Consider the following 14,216-nt stretch of genomic DNA (forward strand, 5'->3'; position numbering starts at 1 on the left):
TGCGCGCACGGCGGTTGAGGAGCGCGGCCGCTGTCCTGGGGTGCCCGGAGGTGTCGGGTGAGGTGTACGGACGGGAATCGCGGTTACCCGGCGACCGCCTCGCTGCTTCGGCAGAGAGGCAGTGAGGAAGTACCTGCGGGTCGGCCGCGGACGGCGTGCAGGTACGCCTCACGTCATTCGTCGGGCCGGCACGGGTCCGGTCGCTCCGTCACGTCGCCGGCGCCGGTGCGGCCTCCGGCCCGTGCTCCGGCGCGGCGGGCACGCGGAAGGCGAGCAACGCGACGTCGTCGCCGTTGTCGTCGGATCGCACGCGGTCGAGGAGCCGGTCGCAGAAGGAGCTCAGGGGCCGCTGCGCGAGCGGCACCGCGCTCCGGCGCAGCTTGGCGAGTCCGACGTCGATGGATTCCCCCGGCGACTCGACCAGGCCGTCCGTGTAGAACACCACGGTGGAGCGCGGAGGCAGCGTGATGACGGCGTCGCTGCGTTCGGGAGCCATTCCCGTGCCGAGCAGGATGCCGTGACCGTATTCCAGGAAGCGCGCCTCGCCGTCGGACGCCACCAGCAGCGGCGGCGGGTGTCCGGCGTTGGTCCAGCGCAGCAGCCACTGCCCGTCGTCGGTGCCCTCGACGTGGGCGAAGACGACGGTGGCCATCGATATGTCGGTCAGATGCAGCAGTGCGCGGTCCAGCCGTTCGACGATCGCGGCAGGACGTTCCTGGTGGGACCAGGCGAGAGCGCGCAGCATGTTCCGTACCTGCGCCATGCCGGCCGCGGCGTCGAGGTCGTGGCCGACGACGTCGCCGATGACGAGGGCGGTGGGGCCGTCCGGCAGGACGAACGCGTCGTACCAGTCGCCGCCCACCTGTGAGGCGTTCGGCGCCGCGAGGTACCGGGCGGCCATCTGCACGCCCGTCACGCTGGGCAGTTGAGGCAGCAGGTGCCGCTGCATCGTCTCCGAGACGCGACGCTGCTGCTGGTACAGGTGGGCGTTGGAGAGGGCGAGCCCCGCCCGGCGGGTGATGTCCTCCAGCAGGGAGAGCTCACCCGCGTCGAAGTGCCCGGCCCGGTCGGCACGGCCCAGGGTCAGCGCCCCCAGCACCTCGCGCGGGCCGCGGATCGGCGCGATGGCGGCCGAGTGGATGCCGGTCGCCTCGAACAGTTCCCGCTGTACGACCGCGACGCCGGAATCGGGAGGCCCGTGGTAGGTCCGCGGGCCGGCCACTGTGGCGGAGCCCCCGCGCAGCGCCCGGCACAGCGGCATCGACGATTCCTCGGGCACCGGCGGCATCGGACCTTCGAGGCCCTCCTTGCGGACGAGGGCGCCCTCCTCGTAGTGGAGCACGGCGGTCCGCCTGACGTCTCCCCCACCCGTGAACAGATCGATGACGGCCCAGTCGGCCAGCAGCGGAACCACGAGCCGCACGAGCCGGTCCAGCGCATCGTCGACGTCCAGGGTCGAGGTCAGTGTCGTCGTCGTCTCGGCGAGGAGGGCCAGACGGTCGAGTTCGGTGAGCGGTGCGGTGGGGCGGCCGTCCCGGCCCGGGGCGCTCGTGGACGTGTCGGGCTGCTCCTTGTGGAAGAGGACGACCGCGCCCCGCGCCTCTTCACCGACCCTGCAGGGAGTGACCGTCCAGGCCAGCTCCAGCAGCGACCCGTCCCCGCGCTCGAACCAGTCCTGGGTGCCGTGCGCGGTGCGGTTGCTGAGGAAGGCCTGCATCAGCAGGCACTGGGCGCGCGGCATCGTCTCCCCGCGGCTGTTGCGGCGCAGCAGGTCGTGGGCGTCCTGCCCGACGAGTTCCTCGGCGGAGCGGGCCAGCAGCTTCTCGGCCTGTGAGTTGACGTCGATGATGAGGCCGTGCGCGTCCACGACGTACATGGCGACGTCCAGGACGGCACCCGTCTCCCGGATCAGCTCCGGGCTCTGCCCGCTATGTCTTTCCGCGCCGGAACTGCTCACTCCCATGCCTCCTCAGCTCCGCCTTTCTCGGTCCGCCACTCTTCCACACCCCCTGGTATGTCCCCCGGCCGTGGCGGCTGCAAGCGGACCGGGCGGCATCCCCGGGCGGCCTGGAGAACCTGCCTTGTGTACCCCGTCAGCGGCGGCCAAACTCCGGGCACCGGAGTATCCGCTCCGCACCGCAGGTCGTACCGGCGTTCGTGCGGCAGATCACAGGAAGCGGGCTCGTGGCGGTCACCCGCGGTCGCCACCGTCGTCGCGGCCTTCGCCGTCGTCGCGCACCTGCCGATCCGGCACTCGCGGCCTCCCCGGCATGGCGTGGCCGGCGCGGTGTCCTGTCCGCGCCCGCGCGGCGGCGTCCGCCGTCCGCCGGCGGGTGCGCCCACGTGAGAGGGACGGGGAAAAATTGCGGCGGAGCACGTCAAAAGGCCCTGTTTACGGCGGATTTGAGGCCGTACGTGTGGATCATGCAGCCGGTGCCGGTGGTTAGACTCACCCGACTGCGATCGGGGACGTCAGGCAGCCGCAGGAGGCACAGGATGGTGCAGGCGAAGAAGATCATGCTCTACGTGGTCGTGGTCTTCGCGCTCTATACGATCATCACGTCCCCGGCCAGGGCCGCCGACCTCGTCCAGATAGGTTTCGAGGGCATATCGAGCGCAGCACAGGGCGTGGGCCACTTCATGACGGAGCTCGTCAACTAGAGCACCGCCCCCGTGCCGCTCCCGGGACGTTCCGCGGGAGCTCCGGCGTACTCGGCAGTCGGCCCTCGTGCTTCACCGGTGCGGGGGCGGAACGCTGTCCGCGTCCACCCTCACCACCCTCCCGCACCCTCCGGCATCAGCGCCCGGGAAGCCTTCCTCGCTCCTCAACTCACCACCAACACGGCACTTTACGGTGCTTGCACACGTTGCACATGTCTTGTGATGCTATGACCGCTTTTGGCCGATGCATCGAGCGAGACAGACCCGGACCCGTGAATAGGTGGTGGCTGAGTGGCGGCGACCCAGACCCGCGAGAGCCGCAGCGCGGAGGCCCGGGCGCTGACCCAGGAGCTCTTCGAGCAGCTGGCCGGGCAGGAACCCGGCACCGCCGGCCACGAACGGGTGCGCACGGCGCTCATCGAGGCCAACCTTCCACTGGTGCGCTACGTCGCGGCCCGCTTCCGCAGCCGCAACGAGCCGATGGAGGACGTCGTACAGGTCGGCACCATCGGACTCATCAACGCCATCGACCGGTTCGACTCCGAGCGGGGCGTCCAGTTCCCGACCTTCGCCATGCCGACGATCATCGGCGAGATCCGACGCTACTTCCGCGACAACGTCCGCACCGTCCACGTCCCGAGGCGACTGCACGAGATGTGGGTGCAGGTCAGCAGTGCGACGGAGGACCTGACCACCGCCTTCGGACGTTCGCCGACCACGGCGGAGATCGCGGAGCGGCTGAAGCTCGCCGAGGAGGACGTCCTCGCGTGCATCGAGGCGGGACGCTCCTACCGCGCAACGTCGTTGGAAGCCGCGCAGGAACGTGAGGACGGCCTGCCGGGGCTGCTGGACCGGCTCGGCTACGAGGACCCCGAGCTGGACGGCGTCGAGCACCGCGACCTGGTGCGGCATCTGCTCGTCCAACTCCCGGAGCGGGAACAGCGGATCCTGCTTCTGCGCTACTACCGGAACCTGACGCAGTCACAGATCAGTGCCGAGCTCGGTGTGTCCCAGATGCACGTGTCGCGGCTGTTGTCCCGAAGCTTCGCACGGCTGCGGGCGGCGAACCGTATCGAGGCATAACCGGGCAGAGTCGGACGTAACAAGGACTCAACTGCCTTCGCTGTGCAGTTTTATCGACATGAGGCTACGTCGCGTTGCCTACTTGTGACATTCTGCAAGAGCTGCGTTTGCCGCAACGGTGCTTCCGGTATGCAGGGGGAGGTGCCTCCCTCGAACGAGGGTGCCGCTGCGACCCGTCCGCGACCTCAAGGGGGTGGCATGTCCGTAGAACTGGGCAGCTCGAAGGTGCTCACCGAGAACACGAACGCGACCGGCGACGTCGACGCCATGGGGGCCCTTGAGGCGCCGACAGAGAACGCCGCCATCGACACGCGCACCCTCTCCCGCTCCCTCTTCCTGCGGCTGGCCACGCTCGGCAAGGAGAGTGCGGAGCGGACCTACGTGCGGGACACGCTCATCGAGCTCAACCTGCCGCTGGTGCGGTACGCGGCGGCGCGCTTCCGCAGCCGCAACGAGCCGATGGAGGACATCGTCCAGGTCGGCACGATCGGCCTGATCAAGGCGATCGACCGCTTCGACGCCGAGCGGGGCGTGGAGTTCCCGACGTTCGCGATGCCGACGGTCGTCGGCGAGATCAAGCGCTTCTTCCGTGACACCTCCTGGTCGGTGCGTGTGCCCCGGCGCCTGCAGGAGCTGCGGCTGGCGCTCACGAGGGCGAGCGACGAGCTGTCACAGGCCCTGGACCGCTCCCCGACCGTCCCCGAACTCGCCCAGGCGCTCGGGGTGTCCGAGGAGGACGTGGTCGACGGGCTCGCCGTGGGGAACGCCTACACGGCCTCCTCGCTGGACTCCCCCTCCACGGAGGAGGACGGCGGCGAGGGCTCCCTCGCGGACCGCCTGGGCTACGAGGACGCCGCCCTGGAGGGTGTCGAGTACCGGGAGTCGCTGAAGCCGCTGCTGGCCAAACTCCCGTCGCGCGAACGCCAGATCATCATGCTGCGCTTCTTCGCCAACATGACGCAGTCGCAGATCGGTGAAGAGGTCGGCATCTCGCAGATGCACGTCTCCCGGCTGCTGACCCGCACGCTCGCGCAGCTGCGCGAAGGGCTGATCGCGGAGGAGTGACCGCTCCGGCCGTACGGACACACGGCGCGCGGAGACGCTCCGCGCGCGGCCTCCGTACGCGCCACCGCACGATGACGGGCATGCGCCCGCGACCGCAGCCGGACCGGCCCGGAAGACAGACGGGCCGGTCACGAGCCGAGCGGTCGAGGCCGGGCCGTCGAGGCTGGGCCGTCGAGATCGGGCCGGTGAACTGCCGTTCCCGCCCCGGCCGTCAGGCCAGTGCGAGCCAGATCGCAGCAGCGACGACCACGACGCCCGCGACGACGCTGAGGACGACGCCCGTACGCGAACCGGACGAAGCCGCCTGCGGGGCGGAACGCCGCTGTGCGCCACCGGCGCCGCCCTCCTCCTCGACGAACGCGCGGAACATCTGCGTGCTGCCGGCCGGATCCTGAGAGTGCTCCGGGCCTTGCGGTGCATGCGGGTTGTGTGCCATGACGCAGGACCTTAGCGAACGCCGCGGGAGGGCCGACAGCCCCGCCCGGCCCCGGAGTGCCGCTCCCCGCGCCCTGTCGCCGTCGCCCCCAGTTTGCAGATTCTTTGCTTCCGGTTTTGCCATTTCATTTGCGTACGGCAACTAACCGACTATAGTTGCCCTAAGCAACAATAAGGAGGGGGTGGGATGGCTGCGCGAGCCGCACGCAGAAGCTACGAGGAACTGGCCCGGCACCTTAGCGGCATAGGCGCCGTGAGGCGAGAGATGGCGCGTGGATTGCCGCAGGACTGCCCGCCCGCTTCCGCAGCCGCCCTGACCCTTCTGCACAAGTACGGCGAGATGCGGATAGGCCGCCTTTCCGAACTGATGGCCGTAGACATGTCGGTCACCAGCCGTCACGTCTCACACATAGAGGAGCGGGGCTGGGTCGAGCGCCATCCCGACCCGCAGGACGGCAGATCGCGGCTGCTGCGCCTCACCGAACGGGGCAGGCGGCAGCTGGACACGCTCGTCCAGGTCACCACCGAGACCCTGGAGACCTTTCTCCACGACTGGACGGACGAGGACATCGCACGGCTGAACGGAATGCTTGAGCGTCTTCGCCAAAGCTTCGGCGACTCCCGTGCATCGCGCCTCGCCCACGAGGACACTCCATAGACCACCGCACCGCACCGAGTACGAAGTAGGGAAACGAATGGCCACGACCACACCTTCCGGTGTGCACGGCGCCGGCGCCGGAGGCGGAGCCGGGCACGCGTCGCAGACGCCTGCGCACGCCTCCGGTGGTGCCGCACCCATGACGCACCGGCAGATCATGGAGGCGCTGTCCGGGCTGCTGCTCGGCATGTTCGTCGCCATCCTGTCGTCGACGATCGTCGCTAACGCCCTTCCGAAGATCGTCTCGGAGCTGGGCGGCGGGCAGAGCGCGTACACCTGGGTGGTGACGGCGTCTCTGCTGACGATGACCGCGTCGACGCCCCTGTGGGGCAAGCTCGCTGATCTGTTCAGCAAGAAGGCCCTGCTCCAGACCGCCATCGTCATCTTCGTACTGGCCTCGGCGACCGCGGGCCTCGCGCAGGACCCCGGCATGCTGATCGCCTCGCGCGCCGTGCAGGGCATAGGCATGGGCGGCATCTCCGCCCTCGTCCAGACCGTGATCGCCGCGATGATCTCCCCGCGGGAGCGCGGCCGTTACACCGGCTACATCGGCGCGACCTTCGCCGTCGCGATGGTCAGCGGTCCCCTGCTGGGCGGTGTCATCACGGACACCAGCTGGCTCGGCTGGCGCTGGTGCTTCTACGTCGGCATACCCTTCGCCGTCGTGGCGCTGGTGGTGCTCCAGGCGACCCTGCGGCTGCCCCGGGTCAAGCGGCAGGTGAAGATCGACTGGCTGGGTGCGTTCCTCGTGGCAGCCGCCGCCTCGCTGCTGCTGATCTGGGTCACCTTCGCCGGCGACAAGTACGACTGGCTCTCCTGGCAGAGCTACAGCATGGTCGGCGGCTCGGTGGTACTGAGCCTGCTGTTCGTGCTCGTCGAGGCGAAGGCCTCCGAGCCGATCATCCCGTTGCCGCTGCTGCGGAACCGGACGATCGCGCTGAGCTCCGCCGCCTCGATGTTCGTCGGCATCTCGATGTTCGGCGCGACGGTGTTCCTCAGCCAGTACTTCCAGCTGGCGCGCGGTGAGTCGCCGACGATGGCCGGTGTGATGACGATCCCGATGATCGTGGGCATGTTCCTGTCGACGACCGTCTCCGGACAGGTCATCACGCGGACGGGCAAGTGGAAGCTCTGGCTCTGCTCCGGCGGTGTACTGCTGACGGCCGGTCTGGGTCTGCTGGGCACCCTGCGGCACGACACCGTCTACTGGCAGGTCGCCGTCTTCATGGGCATGCTCGGCATCGGCGTCGGCATGATGATGCAGAACCTGGTGCTGGCCACCCAGAACCAGGTGGACGCGGCAGATCTCGGCGCCGCCAGCTCGTCGGTCAACTTCTTCCGCTCGCTGGGCGGTGCGGTGGGCGTCTCCGTGCTCGGCGCCGTCCTCTCCCACCGCATCTCGGACCATGTGAACAAGGGCCTGGACAAGCTCGGCATCGACCACGGCGGACCCACCGGCGGCGCCGGCAGCGAGATCCCCGACCTGTCCGAACTGCCCGGCCCCGTACGGCAGGTGATCGAGGGCGCGTACGGGCACGCCATCGGCGACATCCACCTCTACGCCGCGCCCGCCGCCCTGCTGGGCCTGCTGCTGGTGCTGCTGATCAAGGAGGTGCCGCTGAGGACCACGTCGGGCATGGAGCAGCCGGGCGCCGACGGGGACCTCACCGGGCAGGCCGGAGCGCAGGCCACCGACACCACCGCGCAGCACGCCCTGCAGCAGGCCGGCGCCCAGCAGGGCCAGAACCTGCACGCTCCGCCGTCCGCCCTGGAGGCCGCGGAGAGCGAGCAGTCGGGCAACTCGCGGCACTCGGTGCGCGGCACCATCCGCAACCTGGACGGTTCCGGGGTCCCGCGGGCGGCGGTGACGCTGATCTCGCTGAGCGGCAGTCAGCTCGGACGAGCCGTGGCACGCACGGACGGCCGGTACGGAGTGGACACCCCCGGACCGGGCAGCTACGTCCTGATCGCAGCCGCGGAGGGCCACACCCCGCAGGCGTCGACGGTGACCGTCGGCGAGGAACCCCTCCGGCACGACATCCTGCTGGCGGCGACCAGCGGACTCGCCGGGCGCGTGCGCAGCACCGACGAGGGACAGCCGGTGAGGAACGCGATGGTGGTCGTCACCGACGCCAGGGGCGAGGTGCTGGCGACCGGGCGTACGGGCGAGCGGGGCGAGTTCAACTTCGACGAGCTCGTACCGGGGACGTTCACCATCGCCGTGAACGCGCCGGGCTACCGCCCGATCGCGCGTCCCGTCGAGGTCGCCAGCCAGGGCGTCACCAGGATCGATCTCGAACTGGCCGCGGGCGCCCGCGTGCAGGGCGTCATCCGGGCCGGGAGCGACCGGCGCCCGCTGCCCGAGGCGCGGGTGACGCTCATCGACGCGGCAGGCAACGTCGTCGCCACGGCCATGACCGCCGAGGACGGCGCGTACGGCTTCACCGACCTGGACGCCGGGGACTACTCGGTCATCGCCAGCGGCTACCCACCGGTGGCGACCGCTCTGAACGTCCACGGCCATGGTGCGGACGACTACGACATCGAGCTGCACCACCCTGACGAATGACGCATGGGGGTCGCCGCGTGACGAACACGGATCACGCGGCGACCTGCGCAAAGAAGCCCGGCACCGCACCTCCCGTTACTCGCGGGCAGCAGGAAGACTGGGCGGCGGGCAGGGGACGGCACGCCGTCCCCGGTGCCGGGGGGCCTGTCATGGGCCGCAAGACCGGGCCTGAGCGAGAAGGAGCGAATCGGAAGATGGCAGGCGCAGGCGTACGGGCGCAGATCCAGACCCGCGAGGGGTGGCCGGTACAGCACGCCGTGCTGACCGTGACCGACATGACAGGCGTGCAGGTCCTCCGCGCGGAAGCGGACTCGGAAGGCATCGCTCAGAGCGACGAGGCGCTGCCCCCGGGCCCCTACACGGTGATCGCGACCGCGCTCGGTTACGCGCCGGCGGCCGCGACGGCCCTTGTCACCGCTTCGGGACGGGCCGAGCTGGGGACGCTGACGCTGGTACGGCAGGGCGGCACCGAACTGCCGCCGCCCGGCCCCTGGACGATCGACCCCGTGCACTCGACGATCGGGGCGACCGCTCAGCACCTGGGCATCTCCAGCGTGCACGGCCGGTTCACGGAGTTCAGCGGACGCGTGGAGATCGACGAGGACCCGGAGAAGTCCTACGTCGAGGCCGTCATCGAGGGCAGCAGCATCCAGACAGGCAACAGGATCCGCGACGCGCATCTGCGCTCCGAGGACTTCCTCAACGTGGAGAAGCACCCCCAGCTCACCTACCGCAGCCACGCCGTCGAGCCCTCGGGCACCGACCGCTGGACCGTGCACGGCTGGCTGGCCATGCACGGCGTCGTGCGGGACGTGGCACTGGACCTGTCCTACCTCGGTTTCGGCCCGGACCCGTGGGGCGGCGTACGCGCCGCTTTCCGGGCGACGGCGGAACTCAAGCGCGAGGACTTCGCGATGAACTACAACCAGATCCTCGCCGCGGGAATCGCCGCCATCGGCACCACGCTCAGGATCGAGCTGGACGTTCAGGCCGTACAGGGTGAGGAGCTGCCGGACCTGGGGTGAGGACCGCTCACGGCGCCGCGCCGTTCATCTGTGCGCGGCGCCTCGCGGGCGTCCTTGCGACTGCTCCCGCACGAACTGCGGTGGCCCGGTCCGAGAAGGACCGGGCCACCGAGTTTCACTCCCGTGTTGTGTCTGTTGCTCCGTTCTGAAGCATCACCCCGTCTGCGTCAGCCGTTGACGTACCCCATGTACGTGTCCCAGTTCCAGTTCGGACCCGGGTCGGTGTGGTCGTTGCCGGGGACCTCGTTGTGGCCGACGATGTGCGCCCGGTCCTTCGGGATCCCGTGCTTGTCGCACAGGTGCTTCGTGAGCGCGCCCGACGCGCGGTACATCGCGTCGGTGAACCACGACGGGTCGTCGACGAAGCCCTCGTGCTCGATGCCGATGGCCGACGCGTTGCCGCCCCTGGCGTGCCAGGCGGTGTCCGCGTCGCGCACCATCTGCGTGATCTCGCCGTCGGAGGAACGCACCACGTAGTGCGCGCTGACCTCGGCCTCGGGGTTCTGGAACCAGCTGATGGTTCCGGCGTACGCGCCCTGGGTGACGTGGACGACGACCTGGGAGATCGCCGCGTCACGGCCGGTGCTGTAGTTGGCCGCGTTGGCGGGGTTCCAGATCGCCGGCGGGTAGTCCTCGCTCTTCGTGCCGACACCGGGTGCCTTGGCGTCGGCGAGCTTGCCGCGTTCCGGCGTGACCTTCTGCGGCGACATCTCGACCTTCGTGCCCTTGGTGGGGATGCCCTTGCTCACGAAGTCGTACGCGGCGTCCGCGTAGAGGCGCTTGAGGGAGGCGCTGTCGGCGCCGCCGTAGGCGGCGACGGCCGGGTACCAGGCCTCGATGCGCTCGCGGTCGGCCGCCTTGAGCCCGGCCTTGTCGGCGAGGGCCCGCAGGACGGCGGCACCGCCGCGGATGTTGGCGGCGTCGTTCTTCTTCAGGTCCGTGACGGACTCGTCCGTGATCTTCGCGGCCTGGTCGAGCGTCTGGCGCTCGGGGTTGTCGACGAGGTGCATGACGCCGAAGCCGTTGTCCTGGCTGGGCTCACCCTTGTGCCCGTCCAGGTGGGTCTCCGCGTAACCGACGGACACGAGGAGGTCGCGCGGCACGTCGAACTCCTCGGCCGCGTCGGTGAAGGCCTCGTTCATGGTCGGCTCGGTGGGAGCGGCTGTCGCGCTCTGTCCGACGACCGCCATCGTCGCCGCGAGCGCGCCGCCGACGGTGACGGCGAGGAGTCTCTTCCGTGAGTTCATCGGGTCTGGCTGCCTCTCTGCATGTCCGGCGCGTGGTGGGGGGATCGAGCTCCTGGCACCGGCCGGCGCACCGGATCTCGGCCGGTGCCAGGGTCGTGCGGTGGTACGCCCCGGAAGGGCGACGATCCGGCGAGTGGGGCTGCGCCGGGGACGTGCCGTGGTGCGGGGGTCGTGCGGGACGGCCTTGCGGTCGAGGCCCTGTGAAGGGCCGTCAGGCCGGGGCGGGCCGGGGACGTGGAGCCCGCCCGGGAGGTGGCGGACCGTCTCCCCGCCGCCCCCGGGAAGCGCGCCCGGGAGCGGTGAACGGGCGGCCGGGGACGGTTGACGCCCTGTCGGGTCTGCCGTTCAGGGCGTGCAGGGCAGGGAGACGCCGCGCTCGGACATGTAAGCCAGCGGGTCGTCGCCGAAGCCCGTGCCGCCGTCGCGGTGGACCTCGAAGTGCAGGTGCGGACCTGTCGACTGGCCCTCGTTGCCGACGGAGGCGATGCGCTGTCCGCCGGTGACGGTGTCTCCGACGTTCACGAAGCGCTCGTTCATGTGGCCGTACTCCGTGACGGCGCCGTCGGAGTGCTTGATGCGGATCCACTGGCCGTAGCCGCTGGCAGGACCCGACTCGGTGACCGTACCGGGGCCCGCCGCGAAGATCGGCGTACCGAGGGGCGCAGCGAGGTCGACGCCGTCGTGACCGTCGTGGTATCCCTGGCTTATCTCGGCTGCGACCGGGCACGATGCCGGGTCTGCAGCCTTCTCGCTCCCGGTCATGGCCGCACTCGCGGGCACGGCGACGAGGGTGGTCAGCGCGCAGCCGCCGACGGCGGCGAGCGCGATCAGACCGCGCCTGACGCGTCTGCTGTGGGGGTGGGACATCGGTATTCCTTCCACGGATGAAGACGAATTCCGTGCGTCCGCCAGTAGAAGCAACCAGCCATGTACGCGACAACCCCGTTCGTGCAACAAGTGCCACTTTCTTGTTCAGGTGAAGAATTTTCGAGGCGCGAATCGTCAGCAGCCACGCGATACCGGACGACGCCTTCCGTGGTCCGACCACTGAAGGATTCGGCCGTCTCACGTTGTGGACAAGCTGTGGAGCGGCGGTCGGTCGTCGGGCGTACGAAATCCGCAGCCGGTCCCGCCGGGGCGCCGCCGGGACCGCCCGCCCGCCGGAACGCACCGCCATACGCACCATCAACACGCTTGCTGCACGGGATAGTTGACCAGCCGTGACCTCGGTCTCCGGACCGGGAACTGTAGAATCCCTGCTCGAAGAGCCGGGGGTCACCCGAACCCGGCCGGGGGCAGGGGGGCGGGCGATGTCCGGGTACGAGGTGCGCAAGAGCGGCATGTCCGCGGAAGCCGGGAAACTCGACCGCGCGGGCGACGACGTCGGCGGCATCCGGAAGGCCGTCGAGGACCAGATGTGCTATTCGCAGGACGCCCTCGGCGGATCCGACTCCGGTCCCGCCTATGACGAGTTCGCCGACGCCTGGCAGGCCGAGGCGAGAACTCTCGAAGCCGCACTGCACGAACTCGCGGGCAAGGTCCGCGTCTCCGGACAGAACTACCAGGGCGCCGACGACGACGCCGTGCACGGTCTGCGGTCCGCCGCGGGCGGCGGCTCGGCGGCGACCGTGCCTGCTCCGTCAGGCGGCGGACTCACCACCATGCCCGCCCCGGCGGCTCACCACCCGGGGATCTCCACCGGTCCCGCACCGGGCGAACCACCGTCCAGCCTGGCCGACTTCGACTGACGCGGCCGGTCCGCGACCCGGCAGCGTCACCGCAGCGCCGCAGCCACGCATCCGCACGTCGGCGCTGCCGTCGCAGGGCCGCGCCGGCAGCGTCACCGCCGTCCACACCGACCGACACCCACGGGGCAATGAAGCATGGCCGAGGAATCCACCACGGACCGCCGCGAGAAGCTCGCCGGACACGTGAAGTCCATAGCCGGAGCAGACGACAAGAACGGCCTCATCGAAGCCATCGACGACGCCCTCGGCGTGTCCCCGCCCGTCGGATCGCCCAGCACCATCGAGAGCATCGCCAGGCGGTACAAGGGCCAGGCCGACGACGCCCGGGACGTCCAGGACCGCGTGGAGAAGGTCGCCAAGTCGGGCCTGCCGTCGGCGTGGGTGGGGAGCACCGGCGCCAAGGCGTCCGAAGTGGTCGGAGCGGCGGGACGTTCCGCCGAGCAGATGGACGTCGCGTTCCGCAAGGCGTCCAAGGCGCTGTTCGACCTCGCCGACGCGGTCACCTCGGCGCAGGCCGCGGACTCCTCCGGCCGCCGGCAGCTCCGCGAGGCCCGGTCCATGCTCGGCGGCGAGGACGGCTTCTTCGACGGCATGGTGGAGAAGGACGCCGAGGAGCGGGAGCGCAAGCGCGCCCAGGAGGCCGCGGGTCACGGTGTGCGCGGCATGCACAGGGCTGCCGAGCAGGCCGACGACGCCGCCCGTACGGCCGCACGCGAGCTCAACAAGTACGCGTCGGAGGCCCGAGCGGGCCGGATGAAGACCGACGAGATATCGGCGGCCGACCGCCTCGTCCTCGCCGACATCGCCACGGACGGCCGGCCGCAGGAACAGAACGAGCTGCTCACCGCCAACGACCTCGAACGCTCGGGCCGTTACATGGAGAAGATGAGCGACGCCGACCAGGCGAAGTACGAACGGATGCTGGCCGACGCCAAGACCCCCCAGGAACGGGCCTACTTGGTCAAGGCCCTCGCCGCCGGACACAGCCTCGGCGAGGTCTCCGAGTTCCGCGACAAGATCCACGGCAAGGATCCCGCCTGGCTGCAGCAGCACCTCACTCCGGTGACCACCGCCGGCGACAGCAAGGTCGACGAGGGCCTCAACGAGGACGGTTCGAACCGCAACACCGACGACCAGATGTTCGGCTCCGAGAAGTGGTCCCAGGACGGCAACACCTGCGTGCCGTCCTCCACCGTGACCGCCCGCGCCATGGTCGACCCGGTCTACGCGCTGGAGTTGACCGGCGGGCCGTCCGGTCAGGAGGACGATCCCGAGGCCTTCCGCGAACGTCTCGGTGACGAACAGATGCGCGTCCACGACGAGGGCGACGGAAACTACGAGCACTGGTTCTCCGACACCCCCTCCGGCATGGACAACGAAGGCAAGACGGAAGTCGTGAACAAGGAGATCAGCCCCCACACCGGCAGCGAGTACACCTTCCAGGAGACCCGCAGCGCCGACGCACGGCGCGACGTCCTGCCCGACATCGAGAAGTCCGTCGCAGAGGGCAAGCCCGTCCCCATCGGCGTCGAGGGGTACTCCGGCGGCGAGCGGAGCGGCCACGCGATGATGGTCGTCGGCCAGGAGGGGGACAAGCTGCAGATCTACAACCCGTGGGGGACCACGACGTGGGTCAGCGAGGACGACTTCGTCAACGGGCGTATGGGCAAGGCCTCGGACGAGGACCTGCCCGACGCCTACGCCGTACACCTGCCCGCCGACTGA

Annotated in this window: 12 protein-coding genes; 8 read left to right on the plus strand and 4 right to left on the minus strand. The window is 70.0% G+C overall.

The genetic code is table 11. The features are described 5' to 3' along the window. Positions 1-208: 208 nt before the first annotated feature. Complete coding sequence (locus ACFPA8_RS14940) at positions 209-1,957, minus strand: SpoIIE family protein phosphatase (RefSeq protein WP_386448215.1); 1,749 nt, start codon at positions 1,955-1,957, stop codon at positions 209-211. 539 nt (positions 1,958-2,496) lie between these two features. Between ACFPA8_RS14940 and ACFPA8_RS14945 the strand changes: the two genes are divergently transcribed. The 3 genes from ACFPA8_RS14945 (at position 2,497) to ACFPA8_RS14955 (ending at position 4,809) form a co-directional block, all read left to right on the plus strand. Further along, entirely contained in the window at positions 2,497-2,661 is a 165-nt protein-coding gene (locus ACFPA8_RS14945; RefSeq protein ID WP_175439808.1) for a hypothetical protein, read from the plus strand. A 291-nt stretch (positions 2,662-2,952) separates the two neighbouring features. Further along, on the plus strand, positions 2,953-3,744 hold the full coding sequence (locus tag ACFPA8_RS14950) for an RNA polymerase sigma factor SigF (RefSeq protein ID WP_386448219.1): 792 nt from the start codon (positions 2,953-2,955) through the stop codon (positions 3,742-3,744). Positions 3,745-3,942: 198 nt separating this feature from the next. Next, positions 3,943-4,809 (plus strand): RNA polymerase sigma factor SigF, encoded by an 867-nt coding sequence (locus tag ACFPA8_RS14955; RefSeq protein WP_386448221.1) that lies wholly within the window; start codon positions 3,943-3,945, stop codon positions 4,807-4,809. A 211-nt stretch (positions 4,810-5,020) separates the two neighbouring features. Here ACFPA8_RS14955 and ACFPA8_RS14960 read toward each other — a convergent pair whose 3' ends face one another. After that, complete coding sequence (locus ACFPA8_RS14960; RefSeq protein ID WP_386448224.1) at positions 5,021-5,245, minus strand: hypothetical protein; 225 nt, start codon at positions 5,243-5,245, stop codon at positions 5,021-5,023. Positions 5,246-5,431: 186 nt separating this feature from the next. Here ACFPA8_RS14960 and ACFPA8_RS14965 point away from each other — a divergent pair, with 186 nt between their 5' ends. The 3 genes from ACFPA8_RS14965 to ACFPA8_RS14975 all read left to right on the plus strand — a co-directional run bounded on the left by ACFPA8_RS14965 (position 5,432) and on the right by ACFPA8_RS14975 (position 9,496). Continuing rightward, positions 5,432-5,902: a MarR family winged helix-turn-helix transcriptional regulator gene (locus tag ACFPA8_RS14965; RefSeq protein WP_386448227.1), complete on the plus strand. Its 471-nt coding sequence runs from the start codon at positions 5,432-5,434 to the stop codon at positions 5,900-5,902. Between the two features lie 139 nt (positions 5,903-6,041). After that, entirely contained in the window at positions 6,042-8,471 is a 2,430-nt protein-coding gene (locus tag ACFPA8_RS14970) for an MFS transporter (RefSeq protein WP_465270238.1), read from the plus strand. 194 nt (positions 8,472-8,665) lie between these two features. Continuing rightward, complete coding sequence (locus ACFPA8_RS14975; protein WP_386448233.1) at positions 8,666-9,496, plus strand: YceI family protein; 831 nt, start codon at positions 8,666-8,668, stop codon at positions 9,494-9,496. Between the two features lie 167 nt (positions 9,497-9,663). Here ACFPA8_RS14975 and ACFPA8_RS14980 read toward each other — a convergent pair whose 3' ends face one another. Both ACFPA8_RS14980 and ACFPA8_RS14985 read right to left on the minus strand, forming a co-directional pair. After that, positions 9,664-10,743: an N-acetylmuramoyl-L-alanine amidase gene (locus tag ACFPA8_RS14980; RefSeq protein WP_386448236.1), complete on the minus strand. Its 1,080-nt coding sequence runs from the start codon at positions 10,741-10,743 to the stop codon at positions 9,664-9,666. Between the two features lie 345 nt (positions 10,744-11,088). Then, positions 11,089-11,610: a M23 family metallopeptidase gene (locus ACFPA8_RS14985; RefSeq protein WP_386448239.1), complete on the minus strand. Its 522-nt coding sequence runs from the start codon at positions 11,608-11,610 to the stop codon at positions 11,089-11,091. A gap of 443 nt (positions 11,611-12,053) precedes the next feature. Here ACFPA8_RS14985 and ACFPA8_RS14990 point away from each other — a divergent pair, with 443 nt between their 5' ends. Next, entirely contained in the window at positions 12,054-12,491 is a 438-nt protein-coding gene (locus ACFPA8_RS14990) for a WXG100 family type VII secretion target (RefSeq protein ID WP_386448242.1), read from the plus strand. A gap of 135 nt (positions 12,492-12,626) precedes the next feature. Next, a complete protein-coding gene (locus ACFPA8_RS14995) occupies positions 12,627-14,216 on the plus strand; it encodes a cysteine peptidase family C39 domain-containing protein (RefSeq protein ID WP_386448245.1) in 1,590 nt (529 codons plus the stop codon).

Origin of the sequence: Streptomyces ovatisporus (assembly GCF_042653885.1) — a bacterium.
In the GTDB taxonomy this organism is placed as follows: domain Bacteria; phylum Actinomycetota; class Actinomycetes; order Streptomycetales; family Streptomycetaceae; genus Streptomyces; species Streptomyces ovatisporus.